The sequence below is a fragment of the Variovorax frigidus genome (genome assembly GCF_051216515.1).
GTDB lineage: Bacteria > Pseudomonadota > Gammaproteobacteria > Burkholderiales > Burkholderiaceae_C > Variovorax.
In genome coordinates this window covers 268,492-285,622 of sequence record NZ_JBPJZF010000006.1, presented here as the reverse complement: position 1 = coordinate 285,622, position 17,131 = coordinate 268,492, and the positions used below count along the sequence as shown (strand labels likewise).

At 71.4% G+C, this 17,131-nt stretch carries 19 protein-coding genes; 8 read left to right on the top strand and 11 right to left on the bottom strand.

The window, feature by feature from the left end; all coding sequences use genetic code 11:
• Nucleotides 1-7: 7 nt before the first annotated feature.
• Nucleotides 8-1,276: an efflux RND transporter periplasmic adaptor subunit gene (locus tag ACSFBC_RS19420; protein ID WP_435511989.1), complete on the bottom strand. Its 1,269-nt coding sequence runs from the start codon at nt 1,274-1,276 to the stop codon at nt 8-10.
• 338 nt (nt 1,277-1,614) lie between these two features.
• Between ACSFBC_RS19420 and ACSFBC_RS19415 the strand changes: the two genes are divergently transcribed.
• Nucleotides 1,615-3,009, top strand: a complete 1,395-nt coding sequence (locus ACSFBC_RS19415; protein ID WP_435511988.1) for an amidase family protein — start codon at nt 1,615-1,617, stop codon at nt 3,007-3,009.
• Between the two features lie 15 nt (nt 3,010-3,024).
• Here the strand turns inward: ACSFBC_RS19415 and ACSFBC_RS19410 are convergent, their stop codons facing one another.
• From ACSFBC_RS19410 to ACSFBC_RS19395, 4 genes are all read right to left on the bottom strand, one after another.
• Nucleotides 3,025-3,504, bottom strand: a complete 480-nt coding sequence (locus tag ACSFBC_RS19410) for a GNAT family N-acetyltransferase (protein ID WP_435511987.1) — start codon at nt 3,502-3,504, stop codon at nt 3,025-3,027.
• A gap of 25 nt (nt 3,505-3,529) precedes the next feature.
• Nucleotides 3,530-3,784: a hypothetical protein gene (locus tag ACSFBC_RS19405; protein ID WP_435511986.1), complete on the bottom strand. Its 255-nt coding sequence runs from the start codon at nt 3,782-3,784 to the stop codon at nt 3,530-3,532.
• A gap of 25 nt (nt 3,785-3,809) precedes the next feature.
• Nucleotides 3,810-4,286 (bottom strand): FKBP-type peptidyl-prolyl cis-trans isomerase, encoded by a 477-nt coding sequence (locus tag ACSFBC_RS19400; protein ID WP_435511985.1) that lies wholly within the window; start codon nt 4,284-4,286, stop codon nt 3,810-3,812.
• Between the two features lie 115 nt (nt 4,287-4,401).
• Nucleotides 4,402-5,151: a hypothetical protein gene (locus tag ACSFBC_RS19395; protein ID WP_435511984.1), complete on the bottom strand. Its 750-nt coding sequence runs from the start codon at nt 5,149-5,151 to the stop codon at nt 4,402-4,404.
• A gap of 246 nt (nt 5,152-5,397) precedes the next feature.
• On the opposite strand from ACSFBC_RS19395, the gene ACSFBC_RS19390 reads away from it, so the two are divergent.
• The 3 genes from ACSFBC_RS19390 (at nt 5,398) to ACSFBC_RS19380 (ending at nt 7,423) form a co-directional block, all read left to right on the top strand.
• Nucleotides 5,398-5,883 carry a metallophosphoesterase family protein gene (locus tag ACSFBC_RS19390; RefSeq protein ID WP_435511983.1) on the top strand — a complete coding sequence of 162 codons (486 nt, stop codon included), beginning with the start codon at nt 5,398-5,400 and terminating at the stop codon, nt 5,881-5,883.
• A gap of 54 nt (nt 5,884-5,937) precedes the next feature.
• The gene (locus tag ACSFBC_RS19385; RefSeq protein WP_435511982.1) at nt 5,938-7,062 is read left to right on the top strand and encodes a Fic family protein; all 1,125 of its coding nucleotides are present in this window, start codon (nt 5,938-5,940) and stop codon (nt 7,060-7,062) included.
• A 139-nt stretch (nt 7,063-7,201) separates the two neighbouring features.
• On the top strand, nt 7,202-7,423 hold the full coding sequence (locus ACSFBC_RS19380; protein ID WP_435511981.1) for a DUF3606 domain-containing protein: 222 nt from the start codon (nt 7,202-7,204) through the stop codon (nt 7,421-7,423).
• Between the two features lie 16 nt (nt 7,424-7,439).
• Here the strand turns inward: ACSFBC_RS19380 and ACSFBC_RS19375 are convergent, their stop codons facing one another.
• From ACSFBC_RS19375 to ACSFBC_RS19365, 3 genes are all read right to left on the bottom strand, one after another.
• Complete coding sequence (locus ACSFBC_RS19375) at nt 7,440-8,198, bottom strand: RodZ family helix-turn-helix domain-containing protein (protein WP_435511980.1); 759 nt, start codon at nt 8,196-8,198, stop codon at nt 7,440-7,442.
• A 20-nt stretch (nt 8,199-8,218) separates the two neighbouring features.
• Nucleotides 8,219-10,357: a glycogen debranching protein GlgX gene (gene glgX / locus ACSFBC_RS19370; protein ID WP_435511979.1), complete on the bottom strand. Its 2,139-nt coding sequence runs from the start codon at nt 10,355-10,357 to the stop codon at nt 8,219-8,221.
• A gap of 125 nt (nt 10,358-10,482) precedes the next feature.
• Entirely contained in the window at nt 10,483-10,884 is a 402-nt protein-coding gene (locus ACSFBC_RS19365; RefSeq protein ID WP_435511978.1) for a DUF2845 domain-containing protein, read from the bottom strand.
• Nucleotides 10,885-10,973: 89 nt separating this feature from the next.
• On the opposite strand from ACSFBC_RS19365, the gene ACSFBC_RS19360 reads away from it, so the two are divergent.
• The 3 genes from ACSFBC_RS19360 (at nt 10,974) to ACSFBC_RS19350 (ending at nt 13,274) form a co-directional block, all read left to right on the top strand.
• Nucleotides 10,974-11,723, top strand: a complete 750-nt coding sequence (locus ACSFBC_RS19360) for a helix-turn-helix domain-containing protein (protein WP_435511977.1) — start codon at nt 10,974-10,976, stop codon at nt 11,721-11,723.
• A 53-nt stretch (nt 11,724-11,776) separates the two neighbouring features.
• On the top strand, nt 11,777-12,739 hold the full coding sequence (locus ACSFBC_RS19355) for a DMT family transporter (RefSeq protein ID WP_435511976.1): 963 nt from the start codon (nt 11,777-11,779) through the stop codon (nt 12,737-12,739).
• Nucleotides 12,740-12,818: 79 nt separating this feature from the next.
• Entirely contained in the window at nt 12,819-13,274 is a 456-nt protein-coding gene (locus tag ACSFBC_RS19350; protein WP_435511975.1) for an HIT family protein, read from the top strand.
• Here the strand turns inward: ACSFBC_RS19350 and ACSFBC_RS19345 are convergent.
• From ACSFBC_RS19345 to ACSFBC_RS19335, 3 genes are all read right to left on the bottom strand, one after another.
• Nucleotides 13,226-14,299 (bottom strand): MerR family transcriptional regulator, encoded by a 1,074-nt coding sequence (locus ACSFBC_RS19345; RefSeq protein ID WP_435511974.1) that lies wholly within the window; start codon nt 14,297-14,299, stop codon nt 13,226-13,228. The two genes, ACSFBC_RS19350 and ACSFBC_RS19345, sit on opposite strands and share 49 nt — an antisense overlap.
• 154 nt (nt 14,300-14,453) lie before the next feature.
• Nucleotides 14,454-14,957: a P-loop nucleotide/nucleoside kinase family protein gene (locus ACSFBC_RS19340; RefSeq protein ID WP_435511973.1), complete on the bottom strand. Its 504-nt coding sequence runs from the start codon at nt 14,955-14,957 to the stop codon at nt 14,454-14,456.
• Between the two features lie 186 nt (nt 14,958-15,143).
• Nucleotides 15,144-15,449, bottom strand: coding sequence for a hypothetical protein (locus ACSFBC_RS19335; RefSeq protein WP_435511972.1), 306 nt, complete (start codon nt 15,447-15,449; stop codon nt 15,144-15,146).
• Nucleotides 15,450-15,499: 50 nt separating this feature from the next.
• Here ACSFBC_RS19335 and ACSFBC_RS19330 point away from each other — a divergent pair, with 50 nt between their 5' ends.
• The gene (locus ACSFBC_RS19330; protein WP_435511971.1) at nt 15,500-17,050 is read left to right on the top strand and encodes a CYTH and CHAD domain-containing protein; all 1,551 of its coding nucleotides are present in this window, start codon (nt 15,500-15,502) and stop codon (nt 17,048-17,050) included.
• Nucleotides 17,051-17,131: the final 81 nt, after the last annotated feature.

The window sequence follows — 17,131 nt, the reverse complement described above, 5'->3', positions numbered from 1 at the left end:
GGGTTCCTCAGCGCGCGGCCACGACGGCCGTGCCGGCGACGCTCGCCGCCGCGCCGGGCGCGGTGCCGTTGGGCGCTTTCGAGGCCGGGTTGGCGCCCGTGGGCGCCACCTCCGATGCGCGCACCGTGTCGCCCGCGCGCGCGCGTTGCGAGCCTTCGACCAGCACGCGGTCGCCCGCGGCCAGGCCGCTGAGCACCTGCCAGCGGTTGCCCATCGCACGGCCCACGACGATCGGGCGCTTGACCAGCTTGTCGTCGGCGCCGACCACCAGCGTCGAGGCGCTGCCGTCGGGCGCGCGCGTCACGGCCTGCTGCGGGATCAGCAGCGCGGCTTCGTTCACGCCCTCCTGCAGCACCGCGCGCACGTACATGCCGGGCATCAGCGTGCGCTCGGGGTTGGGCACCACCGCGCGCAGCGTGACGCTGCCGGTGCCGGCATCGACCGTCACGCCGGCGAAGGTCAGCCGGCCGGGATGCGGGTAGACCGAGCCGTCCTCCAGCAGCAGCTGGATCGGGGCCTCGTTCGCGTTGCCGCGCTGCAGCCGGCCTTCGGCCAGGTCGCGCTTGAGGCGCAGCAGCTCGCTGCTGGATTGCGTGACGTGCACATGCACCGGGTCGAGCTGCTGCACCGTGGTGAGCGCCGTGGCCTGGTTGGCCGTGACCAGCGCGCCGGGCGTGACGCTCGAGAGCTCGACCCAGCCGGTGATCGGCGAGTTGATGCGCGTGTAGCCCAGGTTGATGCGGGCCGTCTGTTCGGCCGCGCGCGCCACCGCCACGTCGGCCTCAGCCTGCAGCGCGGTCGCCTGGGTGGCTTCGTTGACCTGCTGGCTGATCGCATCGATCTTGACCAGCTCGGCATTGCGCCTGGCCACCGTGCGGGCCGTGGCCAGCGTCGACTCGGCCTTGCGCACGTTGGCCTGCGCGCTCGCGTAGACGGCCTGGAAGGGTGCTGCATCGAGCTGGTAGAGCGCCTGGCCTTCCTTGACCTGCGAGCCTTCGTTGAACAGCCGCTTCTGGATGATGCCGCCGACCTGGGGCCGGATCTCGGCGATCACCGGCGCCACGGTGCGCCCGGAGAGCTCGGTGCTGAAGGCCAGCCGCTCGGTCTTGAGCGTCACCACCCCGACCTCGCGGGTCTGCGGCGGCTTGGCCGCCTTGGCGCTGTCGGTGCGGGAGCAGCCGGCCGCGATCAGGGCGGCGGTCAGACCCAGGGCAAGGCCGATTCGGAGCCCGCGGGAAGCGGTGGCGGGCGGTACGGGTCGGGCAAGGTGGGGCATAGGAGCGCAGTGAATGGATGGGCGAACGCAGAGTGTGAAACAGCGAGGGGGGCGGGGTTCAACGCCGGGCTTCGCGAGAGACCAGCTTTACCGAACTTCACAAAGTCGCAGCGGAGAAAACGCCATGCAAGCATGGTGCCCATGCACGCCGAAGTGAAGCGACGGTGGGTGGGGCGGCATGCTGCACGCCACCCGGCCCGCCGGAATTCTGCCGCAAGGCGGCCGATCGTGCGGCCGGTTCGGTGGGCCGCGGTCCTGCGGCGCTTCCCTCGCTTCTTCGGGGCCGGCTCGGGGCCGACCCGGTGGACACCCCGTGCCGGAGACGTTACACCGTGTGCATGACAGACATCTGGCGCCTCCCCGCCTCCGAAGTCGCGACCCTGATCGCGCAACGCAAGCTCTCCGCCGTCGAGGCCGCCCAGTCGGCGCTGGCCCGGCTCGACGCGATCAATCCGCGGCTCAACGCCGTGGTCGACTGGCGGCCCGACGCGGTGCTGCGCCGTGCCGACGCCATCGATGCGGCGCTGGCGCGCGGCGAGCGCCTGGGCCCGCTGGCCGGCGTGCCGGTGACCGTCAAGGTCAACATCGACCAGGCCGGTTTCGCCACCACCAACGGCGTGCGGCTGCAGGAGGACCGCATCGCCGCCACGAACAGCCCGGTGGTCGACAACCTGGAGAAGGCCGGCGCGGTGATCGTCGGGCGCACCAACACCCCCGCGTTCAGCTACCGCTGGTTCACCGACAACGCGCTGCACGGCCGCACGCTCAACCCGCGCAACGCGGCGCTCACGCCGGGCGGTTCGTCCGGCGGCGCCGCCTCGGCCGTGGCCGCGGGCATCGGCCACATCGCGCACGGCACCGACATCGCGGGCTCGATCCGCTACCCGGCCTACGCCTGCGGCGTGCACGGGCTGCGCCCCTCGCTGGGGCGCGTGGCGGCCTTCAACGCCTCGGGGCCCGAACGCACGATCGGCGGCCAGATCACCGCCGTGTCGGGCCCGCTCGCGCGCACCGTGCCCGACCTGCGGCTGGCGCTGGCGGCCATGTCCGGCGCCGACGACCGTGATCCGTGGTGGGTGCCCGCTCCGCTGGAAGGCCCCGCTGTGCCTCGCGTCGCCGCGCTGTGCCTGCGGCCCGACGGGCTTGCCACCGCACCCGAGATCGTCGCGGCGCTGCGCGACGCGGCCGAACGCCTGCGCGACGCCGGCTGGACCGTGGAGGAGATCGACGACCTCCCGCCGCTCGAAGAAGCCTGCCGCGTCCAGACCCTGCTGTGGATGGGCGACGGCTACGAGGCCATGGTCGAGGCCGCGCGCCAGGAGGGCGACCCCGGCGCCATCGCCGCGCTCGCGGGCCAGGCCGGCATGGCCGCCTCGCTCACCGCGGCGCAGCTCTCGACCGCCCTGGTCCAGCGCGCCACGCTGGCCCGCGCCTGGCAGCAGTTTTTCGGCGCGCGCTACGCGGTGCTGCTGATGCCCGCCAGCGCCGAATTGCCTTTCCCGGCCGATCTCGACCTGCAGGGCCCCGAGGCCTATGCCCGCGTCTGGGCCGCGCAGACACCGATGATCGGCCTGCCGCTCACCGGCCTGCCCTCGCTGGTGGTTTCGACCGGCATGGCCGGCGCCAGCCCGGTCGGCGTGCAGCTCGTGGCCGGGCGCTTTCGCGAAGACCTGTGCCTGGCGGCCGGCGAGGCGATCGAGGCGCGGGGCGTGCCGCCGATGCCGGTGGACTGACGCCGCCGCAGCGACTCAGGCGGCCGGTGCCAGCGTGCGGGTCATGCGCGCATTGCGCAGCGCCACGCCGGCCCGCTCCACGGTCTGCCGCTGTTCCACCTCGAAACCGGCGCGCTCGAAGAAGGTCTCCGCGGCCAGGCTCACGTCGGCGAACAGCATGCCGATCCCGCGTTCATGCGCCGACGCCTCGATCCACGCCATCAGCGCCCGGGCCACCCCGCGCCCGCCGCAGCCGCCCGCGACGAAGAACATGTCGATGTACCCGGAAGGTTGAAGGTCGGCGAAGCCCGCGATGCGCCCGTCGAGTTCGGCGACGAAGGGCTGCAGCGCGCGCATGCGCTCGGCCCACTGCACGGCATCGTGTGCACGCGGCGCCCAGGCGGCGCGCTCGGCGGGCGTGTAGTACGGGGCGGCGAGGGTGTGGACGGAGGATTCGAAGACGGCGCGCAGGGTGGGGGCGTCGGCTTCGTGGAAGGGGCGGATGTGCAAGGGCACGTGAAGCGCGCTGCCGCTCGCGACGTTATCGCCCCGCCACCGACCACCCCGCATGCAGGTTGGCCTTGTCGTTCTCGTATTCCCAGCGCGTGCCGCAGCGGTCGCAGCGGTAGCTGGTGACTGTCACCGCGCGGCCGTCCTCGCGCTCTTCCTTGCGGTTGCTGCCTTGCACCAGCTCGGCGTGGCCTGGCGCGCGGCGCCAGTTGCGCTGGATGCCGGTGCAGGGTTCGCACAGCTCCATCTTCTTCTGATCGGCCTGTCGGGCGCTTGCGATGTTCATGAGGGTGCTCGATTCGTGGGAGAGGTCAATGGTGGTGGCCGCCAGCGCCGTGCACGTGGCGGTGCTCCAGCTCCTCGGGGGCGGCAGCGCGCACTTCCAGCACCTTGAGCGCGAAGCGCAGCTCCAGGCCGGCGAGCGGATGGTTGCCGTCGAGCAGCACCTTGTCGCCCTTGATCTTCTTGACGAGGAACACGTGCGGCGTGCCCTGGTCGTCGCGGCCTTCGAGCTGGCCGCCGACCTTCACGCCCGGCGGGAACTCGCTCTTGGGGATGGTGCGTTCCAGCGCGGGGTCACGCAGGCCGAAGGCGTCTTCGGGCTTGAGCTGCAGCGTGACGGCGTAGCCGGCTTCCTTGCCGTCCAGCGCTTCCTCGATCTTCGGCAGCGTGTTGTCGTAGCCGCCATGCAGGTAGCCCATGGGCTCCTTGGCTTCCTCGATGAGCTTGCCCTGCAGATCGCTGACCTTGTAGCGGAGGGTGACGACGGTGTCTTTTTCGATTTTCATGGGGGGCATTGTCCCGCAGAGAGGCTCGGGCTGCACCCTGGGCGCCGACAGCCGCACGCGCTGGCGCTGCTTTTTCCGCCCTGCATGCCGGTCGCGCGCGACGTTCGGCCCGTCCTCAGCGCTGCCGGTACACGCGTCCGAGCGCCGTCGCGAGCGCCATCGACACCCGCCGCCGCGCCAGCGTCAGGGGCGACAGCGACGCGAGCGGCCCGCGCGTGAACCGGTAGAAGAACTGGCTCGCGACCGATGGCGGCCGCCCGCGCAGCGCGCCGCGGAAATGCCGGCCCTGCCAGGGCTTGGCCGGACCCACCGCATGCGACAGGTGCCGCCCGCCCGGCACGAAATCCATCGCCTCCGGGCCCTGCGTGCGCAGCGGGGCGTCGTCCAGCATCAGCGCGAAGTTGAGCGCGTCTTCGTCGGTCGAATGGAAGGGATGGTCGGGCGCACCGAGCTTGCGCTGGCGCAGCGCGCCGCCGTGGTCCGCGGCGATACGCTCGCAGAGACCCTGCCACGTGGCGAGCAGCGCGTCGTGCGCGCGTGGCACGCCGACGAAGCCGCTGTTGTAGTAGCGCGCCAGCGCGCGCTGCGGCACGTCGCCATGCGCAGCCGCAAAGAAGCGCCACCAGCCTTCACGCCGCGGATGGTCCGACGGCAGCGCGCCATCGAGGTCCTCGACCAGCGCGACCTCGCCGCCCGCGAACCAGGCCTCGATCTCCACCCACGCGCACTTCACGACCAGGTCGGGGTCGAGGTAGACCACCGCCTCGGCGGTCGGGTCGTGCAGGTGCAGCACATCGCGCATGAAGGCCGGCTTCTGGTAGTTGAGGCTGCGCGGCGGATCGAGTGCCACGGTTTGCAGGGCCATCTGTGGGGTGACCTGCAAACGGCCCGCGCGGCGGTCGAAACCTGGGTGTCGAGTCAGCCACGTGGGCAGCGGTCCGCGATGCCCGGCCCACACCGTGCCTTCGTATCCGGCCGCCACCAACGAATTCACGAGCGTTGCTAAGCCGTGGTGGTAGTGGCCTTCGAAGAGGGTGCAGAGGGCGGTTCGCATGGAGGGATGATCGCGCACCGTGCTGCCCTCGCCCGTCGGCCTCTGCAGAATCCCCCCATGTACCGCCTCGGACTCATCTCGGACACCCACGGCTTGCTTCGCCCCGAGGCTTTGGCCTTCCTCGCCGGGTGCGACCACATCGTCCACGGCGGCGACATCGGTGGTCCGGCGATCCTGGCGCAGTTGTCGGCCATCGCGCCGCTGAGCGTGGTGCGCGGCAACAACGACAGCGCGCCGTGGGCCGACGACATTCCGTCCTCGCTGACCGTCACGTTCGGTGGCGTCGCGGTGCATGCGGTGCACGACCTCGCCGATCTGCGCCTCGGTCCCGCCGACGCGGGCGTGCGGGTGGTGGTGTCCGGCCATTCGCACAAGCCGTCGATGGCCGAGCGCGACGGCATTCTGTTCATCAATCCCGGCAGCGCGGGGCCGCGGCGTTTCAGCTTGCCGATTTCGGTGGGGGAACTGCGGATCGACGAGAGAGGGGGCCTTATGCCGCGCCTGGTCACGTTGGCGGTGGCGCCCACCCCCCGCGACAGATGAATGCTGGCACTTAATCGCCGCAAAATATGCGGCGATTAGAGCGACAATCACCGCATGTCCGCCCCTCTCGATCCCCTGTACCTCTGGCAACTGCCCGATTGGCCGGCCTGGCGCTTCGACGCGTCGGCACTGGCGGCGCCCCTGGCGCGGGTGCACCAGGCCCAGGGCCACCTGCGGGGCCGCATGACGGCGCTCGGCATGGCGCAACGTGCGCAGACCACCTTGCAGGTGCTGACCGAAGACGTGGTCAAGACCAGCGAGATCGAGGGCGATACGCTGAACCGGGAGACGGTTCGCTCGTCCATCGCGCGCCGGCTCGGTGTGGACATCGGCGCGCTCGCGCCGGTCGACCGGCATGTCGAAGGGGTGGTCGACATGGTGCTCGATGCCACGGGCCGCTACGCGGAGCCGTTGACGGCCGAGCGCCTGTTCGGCTGGCATGCCGCGTTGTTCCCCACCGGGTACAGCGGCATGAGCCGTATCCGGATCGGTGCCTGGCGTGACGATGCGGCAGGGCCGATGCAGGTGGTGTCGGGTCCGGTGGGCCGGCGCAAGCTGCACTACGAAGCGCCTCCCGCCGGGCAGCTCGACGCCGAAACCGCACGCTTCCTGCATTGGCTCGGCGATGCGCACGCGCAGACCATGGGCGACCCGGTGCTCCATGCCGGGCTGGCGCACCTGTGGCTCGTCACGCTGCATCCCTTCGACGACGGCAACGGGCGCATCTCGCGCGCGGTCGGCGATCTGATGCTGGCGCGCGCCGAACGGTCGGGCCAACGCTTCTACAGCCTGTCGGGCCAGATCCAGCGGGAGCGCAGCGATTACTACGACCAGCTCGAAGCGGCGCAGAAGGGAAGCCTGGACGTCACAGCCTGGCTGGCATGGTTCCTGGGCTGCCTGCTGCGCGCCGTCGAAGGTGCCGATGCGACCGTGGGCGCAGTGCTGAAGAAGTCCGCGTTCTGGCAACGATGGGCCGAGATGCCCATGAATGCCCGGCAGACCAAGCTGGTCAACCGCTTGCTCGACGGCTTCGACGGCAAGCTCACCAATGCCAAGTGGGCCGCCATTGCCAAGTGCTCGGCGGACACGGCCTTGCGCGACATCAACGATCTGCTGGGCAAGGGCATGTTGGTGAAGTCGGCGGCGAGCGGGCGCAGTACGAGCTACGAGCTGGCGTGATTGATGGTCGAAGGCGTTGTCGTGCAACGCCTTCGCGCTGTGGGCATGCGCCGACGATGACGGCGTCGGAATGCCTACCGGACCGCGTCGAGTGCAGCATCAAGGTGGAGTGCTTCTCCCATCGATTGAAAGCCCGACCATGTCCAAGCCAGACAGCCGAGCTGCCGCCCCCGACCGCATCGACACGCAATCCCCCGCCTCGCTGGCCGAATGGGCCAAGAAGCTCGACGTGACCGATATGCAACTCAAGGAAGCGGTGTCGAAAGTCGGCGACCGCGCGACCGATGTCGAGCTGCACCTCAAGGGCAGCCGCAGCACCACCAACACCGAGCGGGTCGACGAAGTCGGCGACGCGCCTTGAGCGACAGGCGGGCGCCTCAGTAGCCCGACGTGAGATTGCGCCGGGCCTCGTCGCGCCGGCGCTGTTCGCGCACCGCATCGCAGCGTGGATGGCGCGCGTAGGCGGCCTCGGCGCAGTGGTTGGCTTCGCAGCGCGCGGCGAATGCGAAGAACAGCTGCTCGCAGCCGACACGCGGGTCGGCCCGCCCTGCCGTGGCCGACGGCCTGCCTGAACCACCGACGACACGTGCCGTGTGGGCCGGGCGAGCGGGCGATGGCGTCTCGGCCGCCGGTGCTTTGTCGACCGCCATTTCGCCGGGCGACAGCGCGGACTCGAACGGGACGACGGCGGATGACGGGGCAGGGGTCGGTAACGGGGCAGGGGTCGATGACGCGGCTACCGGAGGTGTCGGACTCGCTGTCGGCGACGCCGTCGTGGTGGCCACGGCAGACGCCACAAGGGGCGAGTTCGGCGCGGTCTTTGCCTCCGCCATCGTCGGTACGACCGCCCCCGGTCCCGTCCGCGCCAGCGTGATCCACACCACCAGCGCGATCAGCACCGTGCCCATCAGCACCACGGCCGGGAACCAGCCGCGGGCCCCGGACAGGGCCATCAGCCCCGGCCCGTGTCGCGATGGCGCAACCGCCGCTGCCGCGCCGCGCGGCCTTGCCGGTGCGAGCATTTCGAGCGCCGACGGCCCGGTGGCCGCGAAGGCCGGCAGCTTGGCTGCGCAGCCGCGGCAGAACATGGCCTTGTCGCGGTTGTGGGCCTGGCAGGCCTGGCAGATGACGGTCATGCGTGGTCCCGACGTGTGACTCAGGCCGGCGAGGTGAACACCAGCAGCGAGCGTCCGGTCACGGTGTAGCCGTGGCCGGGCGCGAAGGGCGCATCTTCCTGCGCGTCGAGCGCGGTGTCGACCACGCGCGTCCAGCCCTTGCCCCCGGGCCGCTCGGGCAGCTGGAAGTCGATCGCGCCTTCCCACGCATTGAAGACCAGCAGCACGCTGTCGTCGGCCGCGGGCCGCGGCAGCGACGACGACGGTGCATGGCCCTCGAGCAGCAGACCGAAGCAGCGGGTCTGCGGATCGGTCCAGTGCGCCTCGTCCATCTCGGCGCCGTCGGGCGCGAACCAGGTCGAGTCCTTGACCTGCGCGGCCTCGCTCCATTCGCCGCTCAGGAAGCGGTTGCGGCGCAGCACCGGCAGCGTGTGGCGCAAGTGCGTCAGGTGCTGCGTGAAGGCCGTGAGGCTGCGGCCCGGCGCGGCTGCTGCGGCCTCCCAGTCGAACCAGGAGATGTCGCTGTCCTGGCAGTAGGCATTGTTGTTGCCCTGCTGGGTGCGCGCGAACTCGTCGCCGGCCAGCAGCATGGGCGTGCCTTGCGAGAGCATCAGCGTGGCCAGCATGTTGCGCTGCTGGCGGGCGCGCAGCGCGAGCACCTCGGCATCGTCGGTCGGGCCTTCGGCGCCACAGTTCCAGCTGCGGTTGTCGCCGTGGCCGTCGCGGTTGCCTTCGTTGTTGGCCTCGTTGTGCTTCTCGTTGTAGCTGGTCGTGTCTGCCAACGTGAAGCCGTCGTGCGCGGTGATGAAGTTGACGCTGGCCCAGGGCCGGCGGCCGCGCTTGTTGAAGCGGTCGCCGCTGGCCGTGAGGCATTGCGCCAGCGCGGGCGCCATGGACTCGTCGCCTTTCCAGAAGGCGCGCACCGTGTCGCGGAAGCCGTCGTTCCACTCGGCCCAGCCCGGTGGGAAGCCGCCTACCTGGTAGCCGCCCGGGCCGATGTCCCAGGGCTCGGCGATCAGCTTGACGCTGGACAGCAGCGGGTCCTGACGGCAGCTGTCGAGGAAGCCGCCGCCTTCGTCGAAGCCGTGGTCCTCGCGCGCCAGGATGGTCGCCAGGTCGAAGCGGAAGCCGTCGACGTGCATCTCCGTCACCCAGTAGCGCAGGCTGTCGGTCACCATCTGCAGCACGCGCGGGTGGCTCAGGTTGACCGTGTTGCCGGTGCCCGTGTCGTTGATGTAGTAGCGCGGGCCGGTGCCTTCGCCCTCGGGCATCAGGCGGTAATAGCTCGCGTTGTCGATGCCCTTGAACGAGAGCGTCGGGCCCATCTCGTTGCCTTCGGGCGTGTGGTTGTAGACCACGTCCATGATCACTTCCAGTCCGTGGGCATGGAAGCGGTCGACCATGTGCTTGAACTCGTCGATGTTCGGGCCGTCCATGTAGCGCTGATCGAGCGCGAAGAAGCCGATGGTGTCGTAGCCCCAGTAGTTGGTCAGGCCCTTCTCGGTGAGGAAGGGCTGGTTGAGGAACATCTGCACCGGCAGCAGTTCGACGCTGGTCACGCCCAGCGCCTTGATCGGGCCGATGACTTCGTCCATCGCCAGGCCGGCGAAGGTGCCGCGGAACAGCTCGGGCACCTTCGGGTGCTTCATCGTGAAACCGCGCACGTGGGTCTCGTAGAACACGGTCTGGTTCCAGGGCACGCGCACCGCGTCGGTCTGCTTCCATTCGAAGCGCGAATCGACCACCACGCACTTGGGCATGAAGGGCGCGCTGTCGCGCTCGTCGAAGCTCAGGTCGCCGTCGGGGTGGCCGACGGTGTAGCCGAACAGCTCCGGCCCCCACTTGAGCTCGCCCATGTGCGCCTTGGCGTAGGGGTCGAGCAGCAGCTTGTGGTGGTTGAAGCGATGGCCCTTCTCGGGTTCGTAGGGGCCGTGCACCCGCAGGCCGTAGCGTGTGCCGGGTTCGAGCCCGGGCACGAAGCCATGCCAGACCTCGTCGGTGTACTCGGGCAGCGTGATGCAGGCCGTCTCGGTGGTGCCGGCCTCGTCGTACAGGCAGACCTGCACCCGGGTGGCCTGGGCCGAGAACACGGCGAAATTGACGCCGCGCCCCGTGTAGGTGGCGCCGAGCGGATGGGGAGCGCCTTCTTCGAGGGCGAGGGGCGGCTGGGTAGCGGGCATGGGGCGGTCCGGAGGCAAAGAGCCGAACTGTCCTTCGACGCGGCCCACTGCGCCACGGGAAGGCCGCTGGACTTCACGTAGGCCGGCGCCATGCCTGCGACGGCCTGTGGCGCCCGGTGCGGCCCTCAGCGCAGGCGGTCGCCGTCGCGCACCGATTCGACCGCGCCGTTGTAGAGCCGCACGATGCCCAGGAAGGCGCCCGGGCCGCGGTCGTAGGTCCAGTCTTCCATCGGCACGCACTGCGGCAGCAGCAACGCGTCGGGGCCGTTGCGCCGCTGCGAGGGGACGATCCAGCCCAGCTGGTACGTCGGCACGCAGATGCTCTCGCGGTCGAGCGGCTGGCCGCACTTCTGCAGCACCGACACGCGCGAGTCGCCCCGGCTCACGAGGTAGCCGTTGCAGCCCAGCGATTGGGCCTGGGCGGCGGGCGCGAGCAGGGCGGCGGCCGCCGCCAGCAGCCAGGGCGCGGCCCGGCCCGTGCAGTGGCGCCGGACCCGGGAGAGAACGCAGGAAGGGAGGAGTGTCATGTCCGGGAGCAAGGCTGGATGAGGCCATTCTGCGTCATGGCGCGAAGCCGTCCCTGCACCCCGCCCGAGCCCTGTGCTATACCGCGCCGATGGTGCTCCGCCCGCCCTTCGCCTTGAATCTGCGCAGCTACGCGGCCGCGCCGGGGGAAGCGCATCGGCACGATTTTTCGCAGCTGGTGCTGCCGCTGGCCGGGCGCCTGCAACTGGACATCGGCGGCCGCGAGGGCCTGCTCCACGAGGGGCGCGCGGCCTTCATCGCGCCGGGCACGCGCCACACGCAGGCCGGCCATCCAGCCAACCGTGCGCTGGTGCTCGACCTCGACGAGGCGCAACTCCACGGCGTCTTCGTCGAGCGCATGGCAGCGCGGCCTTTTCTGACGGTGTCGCCCGCAGCCTACCGGCTGATCGACTACATGGGCCTGATGCTGCAGGGCGGATCGGGCGCGGCCGAGCAGGCCCGGCACTGGGTGCCGCTGATGCTGGACGCGCTGGCCGGCGAGGCGCCGCGCCCGCTGTCGCGGCTGGCGGCGCTCATGGCGCAGGTGCAGGCCGACCCGGGGCGGCCCTGGAGCACCGATGCCATGGCGCGCGCAGCCTGCCTCAGCGTGAGCCGGCTGCATGCGCTGTTCCGCGCCGAACTCGACACCACGCCGGCCGCCTGGCTGTCGCAGCTGCGGCTGCAACGCGTGCGCGAGTGGCTGGCCACCACCGACCGGCCCATCGCCGAGCTGGCGCTGGCGGCCGGCTATTCCGACCAGAACGCGCTCACGCGTGCGATGCGGCGCGCCACCGGCCTCACGCCGGCCGCGTGGCGGCGCCAGGCAAGAGAGCGGGCCTAAAACACGGCAGTCGGGGCCGAGACGGCCCGGGGCCGGGCGGCCACAGTAGCGAGATGACGAACAGCGCCCTTTTCACCCGAACCCCCGACCGCCACATCGGGACCGGCATCGCCTGCGGCATCGGCGCCGGTGCGCTGTGGGGCCTGGTGTTCCTCGCGCCCGAGCTGGTGCGCGGCTTCACGCCGCTGCAGCTGGCAGTCGGGCGCTTCCTGGCCTATGGGCTGATCGCCGCCGCGCTGCTGCTGCCACGCTGGCGGCGGCTGGCGGCACAGCTGGACCGGCGCGACGGGTGGGCGTTGTGGTGGCTCAGCCTGCTGGGCAACACGCTCTACTACGTGCTGCTGGCCAATGCGGTGCAGCGCGGCGGCATCGCCATGACCTCGCTGGTGATCGGCTTCCTGCCGATGCTGGTCACGGTCATCGGCAGCCGCGAGCACCAGGCCGTGCCGCTGCGCCGGCTCGCGGCCTCGCTGCTGTGCGGGCTCGCGGGCGTGGCCTGCATCGGCTGGCAAGCGCTGGCTGGCGAGGCGCCGGCCGGCGGGCTGGTCGGCCTGTTGTGCGCGATCGGCGCGCTGGCCTGCTGGACCAGCTATGCCGTGCGCAACAGCCGCCACCTCGCACGCCTGCCGCAGGTCTCGGTGCAGGACTGGAACCTCGCGACGGGCGTGGTGACAGGTGCGCAGGCCCTGCTGCTGCTGCCCTTCGCGCTGCTGCTCGACACCACCGCGCACAGCGCGTCCGAATGGGGGCGACTGGCGGCCGTGGTGGTCTGCGTGGCGCTGGGCGCTTCCATCGCGGGCAATGCGCTGTGGCACCGCATGAGCCGGCTGCTGCCGCTGACCATGGTGGGGCAGATGATCCTGTTCGAGACGCTGTTCGCGCTGCTCTACGGCTTTCTGTGGGCGCAGCGGCTGCCGACCGGGCCGGAGTGGCTGGCGATGGTCTGCGTGGCCGCGAGCGTGCTGTTCTGCGTGCAGGCGCACCGGCCGCGCGACCTCGTCGTGACGCCGGCTTAGGTGTCGCAGGGCTCCCTATCATGCGGGCACCGTGCCGTGCCCACCGGCGCCTCGCTCTCAACCGTTGGAGACCCCGCCCATGCCCATGTTCGTCGACACCTCGCCCCCGGGACATTGCATCTTCTGCCGCCTGGTGGCGGGCGAGATTCCGGCGGCGCGCGTGTACGAGGACGCATTGACCCTCGCCTTCATGGACATCGGCCAGGTCAATCCCGGCCATGTGCTGGTGGCCACCAAGCGCCACGCGGCCAACCTGTTCGAGCTCACGCCCGAGGAAGCCGCGGCCGTGATGCAGACGGCGCAGAAGGTGGCGCAGGCCGCGCGCGACGCCTTCGACCCGCCCGGCCTCACGCTGCTGCAGGCCAACGGCCCCGAGGGCGGCCAGACGGTGTTCCATTTCCACTTGCACGTGGTGCCGCGCCATGCGGACGACGGCGTCGGCTTCGGCTGGCCGCGCAAGGAGCCGGCGCCGGAGGTGCTGCAGGGCTATGCGCAGCGGCTGCGCGATGCGCTGGCCGGTGCGCCCTCCGCATAGGCGCCGGGCGGACCCCAGGCGATGACGCCTTCGGTGCGGGCCCGGACCTCGGGTTCGGCCAGGCAGGTCGCGACGGCTTCGTAGCCGGGCGCGCCCGGAAAAGGCAGGACCCGCGTGGGCGGGCTGTGGTTGGCGGGACACAGCAGGATGGACGCGTCGGCGCCCACGCTGGCCAGGTCCAGCATCACGCAGGAACGGGTCATGAGGAACAGCGGCCGGGCGTCGGGCCCGCGGGCCCGCAGAAGGGCGGCCAGGGCCTGCTGCGTCGCGCTGTCCAGGCCCTGCTCGACGAGGTCGACCACCCACACGGCCGGGCCTTCGTCTTCCAGGCCGGCGAGCAGGGCGATCAGCGCATCCGACGCGCAGGCGCCTTCGTCGACCAGCCGGGCCAGCGTCTGCCCGACGCGCCACCGCAGGGCCGGGTCGGCGTCCAGTTTCGCCTGCGCGCGGCCGTCGGTGGCCCGTTCCAGCCCCAGGAAGGCGGCGCCCGGCAGGGCTTCCGCGAGGCGCAGGGCCAGCCGCGTCTTGCCGCTGCCCAAGGGGCCGACGATGTAATTGAGCGGCCGGATGTCGCGCAGCGTGAACAGCTCGCCGCCCCAGGGCCAGGGCAGTTCGAATTCGACGCCGAGTTCGGGCCGCGCGTTCTGCAGGCAGGTGAGTTCGTCGAGGGTCGGCTGATGGCCCCGTTCGAGTTGGGTGCGCAGACCGCGGACCTTGTCGATCGTGCCGGCCAGTTGGCGCACGCGCCCCTCGAGCATGGCCTGGTGGGCCGCCAGGGCCGGCGCCAGGCCGTCGGCCTCGCCCTGCAGCACGCCCGCTACCTGCGCGAGGCTGAGGCCCAGCGCACGCAGCGCCACGATGTCCGCGGCCCGCTGCATCTGTTCGGGGCCATAGGTGCGCCAGCCGGCGGCATTGCGCTCCGGGGCCACCAGGCCGCGCTCTTCATAGACACGCAGCGCCTTGGCGGACACGCCGAGCCGCCGGGCGGCCTGGCCGGGGTTCAGGAATCGAAGGGAAGCCGTCAAGAAATCACCTCATCGGGTTGGGATCGAAAGGTGGGTTTGTAGAGGCGGCCGCAGGGGCCGGGTCAAGCGGTGCCCGCAATTCTGGCACCGGTGCCGCATGCGCCGGCCTTGCCGCCAGTCGGCCCGGCGTTTTCTCGGGACCGTGCGTGCATGCTCAATGGTGACGGATGACGTGGAAGCCCTCGTCCGCCGTCGGGGCGACGAAGTGACTGCTGATCAGGTCGAACTCCGCGTCCGTGGTTTCGAAGGGATGTTCGCCCGAGAGGTTGCGTGCGCGCAGCCGGGCCTTGCACACGTCGTCGGGCACGTCCAGGTGGTGCAGGCGATGCGCGGCGCCCGCCTTCTCGAACACGCCGCGGGCCCAGCGCCGGGTCGCCACGGTGTTCGAGGGAAAGTCGAACACGACCGAGGTGCCGGCGGCGAGCAGTGCCTCGACATGCCCGGCCATGGCCTCGCGCAGCCGGCCGGCGCAGCGCACGTAGTCGGCCAGCGCGTGGATCTCGCCCGGGTACAGCCGCGCGAGCCAGTCGTCCTCGCTGATGCGCACGGTGTTCGGTGCCGCCGCGAGGCGCTGGGTGAGCGTCGATTTGCCGGCGCCGATCTTGCCGCAGACCAGGTGCAGCACGGCGGGCGTGGAAGGCATGTGGGGTTCGTGCATCTTTCAATCTCCAGTGGTGGGCGGGACCCCCGGAGGCAGAAAAAAACCCGCCTCAGGGGGCGGGTTTCGAATGGCTGCAGAGGCCGCGCGTCAACCCACCATCTTTCGAATGGTGCGAATGATGATCGACGCGATGTGCGAGCGGGCCATGGCGCAAAGCATAGCCGATGGGCGTGCCGCCGCGCCTTACAGCGGGCGCTGCCAGCCCAGCAGCTCGGCCAGCCGGGTGACGATCCAGCGGGCCTCGTCGGCGGAGAAACCCGACTCGGGCGTGGCGAGGCCGTCGTGGATGCGGTGCAGCACCTCGTCCTCCGACGGCACCTCGACGTGCGCCAGGATGCGCGCGTGCTCGGTCAGGTGGGTCGCGAGGTCCTCGCACACCTCGTAGCGCTGGCGCACGCGTTCGATGGGTTCGCGCAGGCGCTTGCGGGCCGGGTCGGCATAGAGCGCGAAGAAGGAGGGCGGGATATCGATCTGGTACGCGTCGGACATGCAGGCGATCATGCCCGACACTGTTCTGCACTTTTGAGGGCTCGACTGCCATGGAAATCGAATTCAAGTTCCACATCCCCGCCGAGCGGCTCAAGGCCGTCGAGTCGGCCGTGCGCCGCGCCCCGGTGCAGCGCACGCGGCTGCAGGCGCGCTATTTCGACACCGCCGACGGCACGCTGGCGACGCACGGCGCGGTGCTGCGGCTGCGCAAGGAAGGCCGCCGCTGGGTGCAGACGGCCAAGGCGCTGGGCGACGGCCCGCTGCACCGGCTCGAGCACAACGTCGACCTGGGCCTGGCGCGCGCCGGCGTCGCGCCGGAGCCCGATGTCGCGCGCCACGCGGGTACGCCCGTGGGCGAGCGCCTCGCGGCCTTGCTGGCCAAGGCCGACCAGCCGCTGCAGCCGACCTACGGTACCGACATCTGGCGGCTCACGCGGCAGCTGCGCAGCGGAGGCACCGTGGTCGAGCTGGCGCTGGACACCGGCACCATCACCGCGCACCCGCCGGGCGGCGGCGCGGCGCGCACGGCCGCCGTGTGCGAGCTCGAGCTGGAACTGGTGCGCGGGCCGGTCGACGGCCTGGTGGCGCTGGCGCAGCGCTGGTCCCACACGCACCGGCTGTGGTTCAGCACCGTGTCCAAGGCCGAGTGCGGCGAGCGCCTGCTGGCGGGCACGACCTCGGTGCGCGCGGTCAAGGCCGCGCCGCCGCGCTTCGGCGACGCGGAGGATGGCTTTCCCGACGGCCCGGCGCTGCAGCGCGCGGTGCTGGCGTCCTGTCTGGCGCAGATCCTGCCGAACGCCAGCGAGATCGCGGCCGGCAGCGAGGATGCCGAGCAGGTGCACCAGCTGCGCATCGGCATCCGCCGCCTGCGCACCGCGTTGCGCACGCTCGAGGCGCTGGGCCCGGGCTTCGACCCGGCCTGGACGCCGCCTCTGGTCGAGGTGTTCCAGGCGCTGGGGGCGCGCCGCGATGCCGAGCTGCAGCAACAGTCGCTCGCGCTGCCGTTGCACGAAGCCGGCGTGCCGCCGATCGCGTGGCCGGCGGACAAGGCCGATGCACCGGCGCCCGGCGATGCGGTGCGCGCGGCGGCCTTCCAGGCGGCGCTGGTCGGGCTGATCGGCTTCACGGCGCAGGCGCTCACGCGCAGCGCCGACGCGCCGCCGCCGCCAGGCGCCAAGCCGGCCGAGGCGCGCCGCCAGCTGCGGGCGATGCTGCGCAAACTGCATGCGCGCGTGGTGCGCGACGGCGAGCACTTCGCCGCGCTCGATGCCGAGGCCCGGCACGCAGTGCGCAAGCGGCTCAAGCGGCTGCGCTACCTGGCCGAGTTCGTGGCGCCGCTGTTCGACGACAAGCGCGCCGCGCGCTACCTGCGCCGGCTCGGTCCGGCCCAGGACGCGCTGGGCTGGTTCCAGGACGAACAGGTCGCGCTCGAGGCCTGCTTCGATGCGGCCGAGGGCGCCACGCCCGAGGACGCCCCGCCCCTCTGGTTCGCCATCGGCTGGCTGTCGGCCCGGCAGCCCGAGGGCGTGCGCAGCAGCGGCAAGGCCTTGCGGCAGGTCGACAAGGCGCGGCCCTTCTGGCGCAAGCGGGCCAAGGGCTGAGCCGCGGCGGCGCTGCAGCGGATCGGCGCCGCGCTGCGTGCGCATCGTCTTTCGCCTACTTCAGCATCCGCGCTTGACGCC

Bases quoted from the DNA above. Each gene is read 5' to 3' on its own strand.
- ACSFBC_RS19415 (WP_435511988.1), top strand. From the start codon at position 1,615: ATGACAGACATCTGGCGCCTCCCCGCCTCCGAAGTCGCGACCCTGATC.
- ACSFBC_RS19405 (WP_435511986.1), bottom strand. From the start codon at position 3,784: ATGAACATCGCAAGCGCCCGACAGGCCGATCAGAAGAAGATGGAGCTG.
- ACSFBC_RS19395 (WP_435511984.1), bottom strand. From the start codon at position 5,151: ATGGCCCTGCAAACCGTGGCACTCGATCCGCCGCGCAGCCTCAACTAC.
- ACSFBC_RS19335 (WP_435511972.1), bottom strand. From the start codon at position 15,449: ATGTCCGACGCGTACCAGATCGATATCCCGCCCTCCTTCTTCGCGCTC.
- ACSFBC_RS19400 (WP_435511985.1), bottom strand. From the start codon at position 4,286: ATGAAAATCGAAAAAGACACCGTCGTCACCCTCCGCTACAAGGTCAGC.
- ACSFBC_RS19340 (WP_435511973.1), bottom strand. From the start codon at position 14,957: ATGCACGAACCCCACATGCCTTCCACGCCCGCCGTGCTGCACCTGGTC.
- ACSFBC_RS19380 (WP_435511981.1), top strand. From the start codon at position 7,202: ATGTCCAAGCCAGACAGCCGAGCTGCCGCCCCCGACCGCATCGACACG.
- ACSFBC_RS19350 (WP_435511975.1), top strand. From the start codon at position 12,819: ATGCCCATGTTCGTCGACACCTCGCCCCCGGGACATTGCATCTTCTGC.
- ACSFBC_RS19375 (WP_435511980.1), bottom strand. From the start codon at position 8,198: ATGACCGTCATCTGCCAGGCCTGCCAGGCCCACAACCGCGACAAGGCC.
- ACSFBC_RS19330 (WP_435511971.1), top strand. From the start codon at position 15,500: ATGGAAATCGAATTCAAGTTCCACATCCCCGCCGAGCGGCTCAAGGCC.
- ACSFBC_RS19365 (WP_435511978.1), bottom strand. From the start codon at position 10,884: ATGACACTCCTCCCTTCCTGCGTTCTCTCCCGGGTCCGGCGCCACTGC.
- ACSFBC_RS19390 (WP_435511983.1), top strand. From the start codon at position 5,398: ATGTACCGCCTCGGACTCATCTCGGACACCCACGGCTTGCTTCGCCCC.
- ACSFBC_RS19420 (WP_435511989.1), bottom strand. From the start codon at position 1,276: ATGCCCCACCTTGCCCGACCCGTACCGCCCGCCACCGCTTCCCGCGGG.
- glgX (WP_435511979.1), bottom strand. From the start codon at position 10,357: ATGCCCGCTACCCAGCCGCCCCTCGCCCTCGAAGAAGGCGCTCCCCAT.
- ACSFBC_RS19355 (WP_435511976.1), top strand. From the start codon at position 11,777: ATGACGAACAGCGCCCTTTTCACCCGAACCCCCGACCGCCACATCGGG.
- ACSFBC_RS19385 (WP_435511982.1), top strand. From the start codon at position 5,938: ATGTCCGCCCCTCTCGATCCCCTGTACCTCTGGCAACTGCCCGATTGG.
- ACSFBC_RS19360 (WP_435511977.1), top strand. From the start codon at position 10,974: ATGGTGCTCCGCCCGCCCTTCGCCTTGAATCTGCGCAGCTACGCGGCC.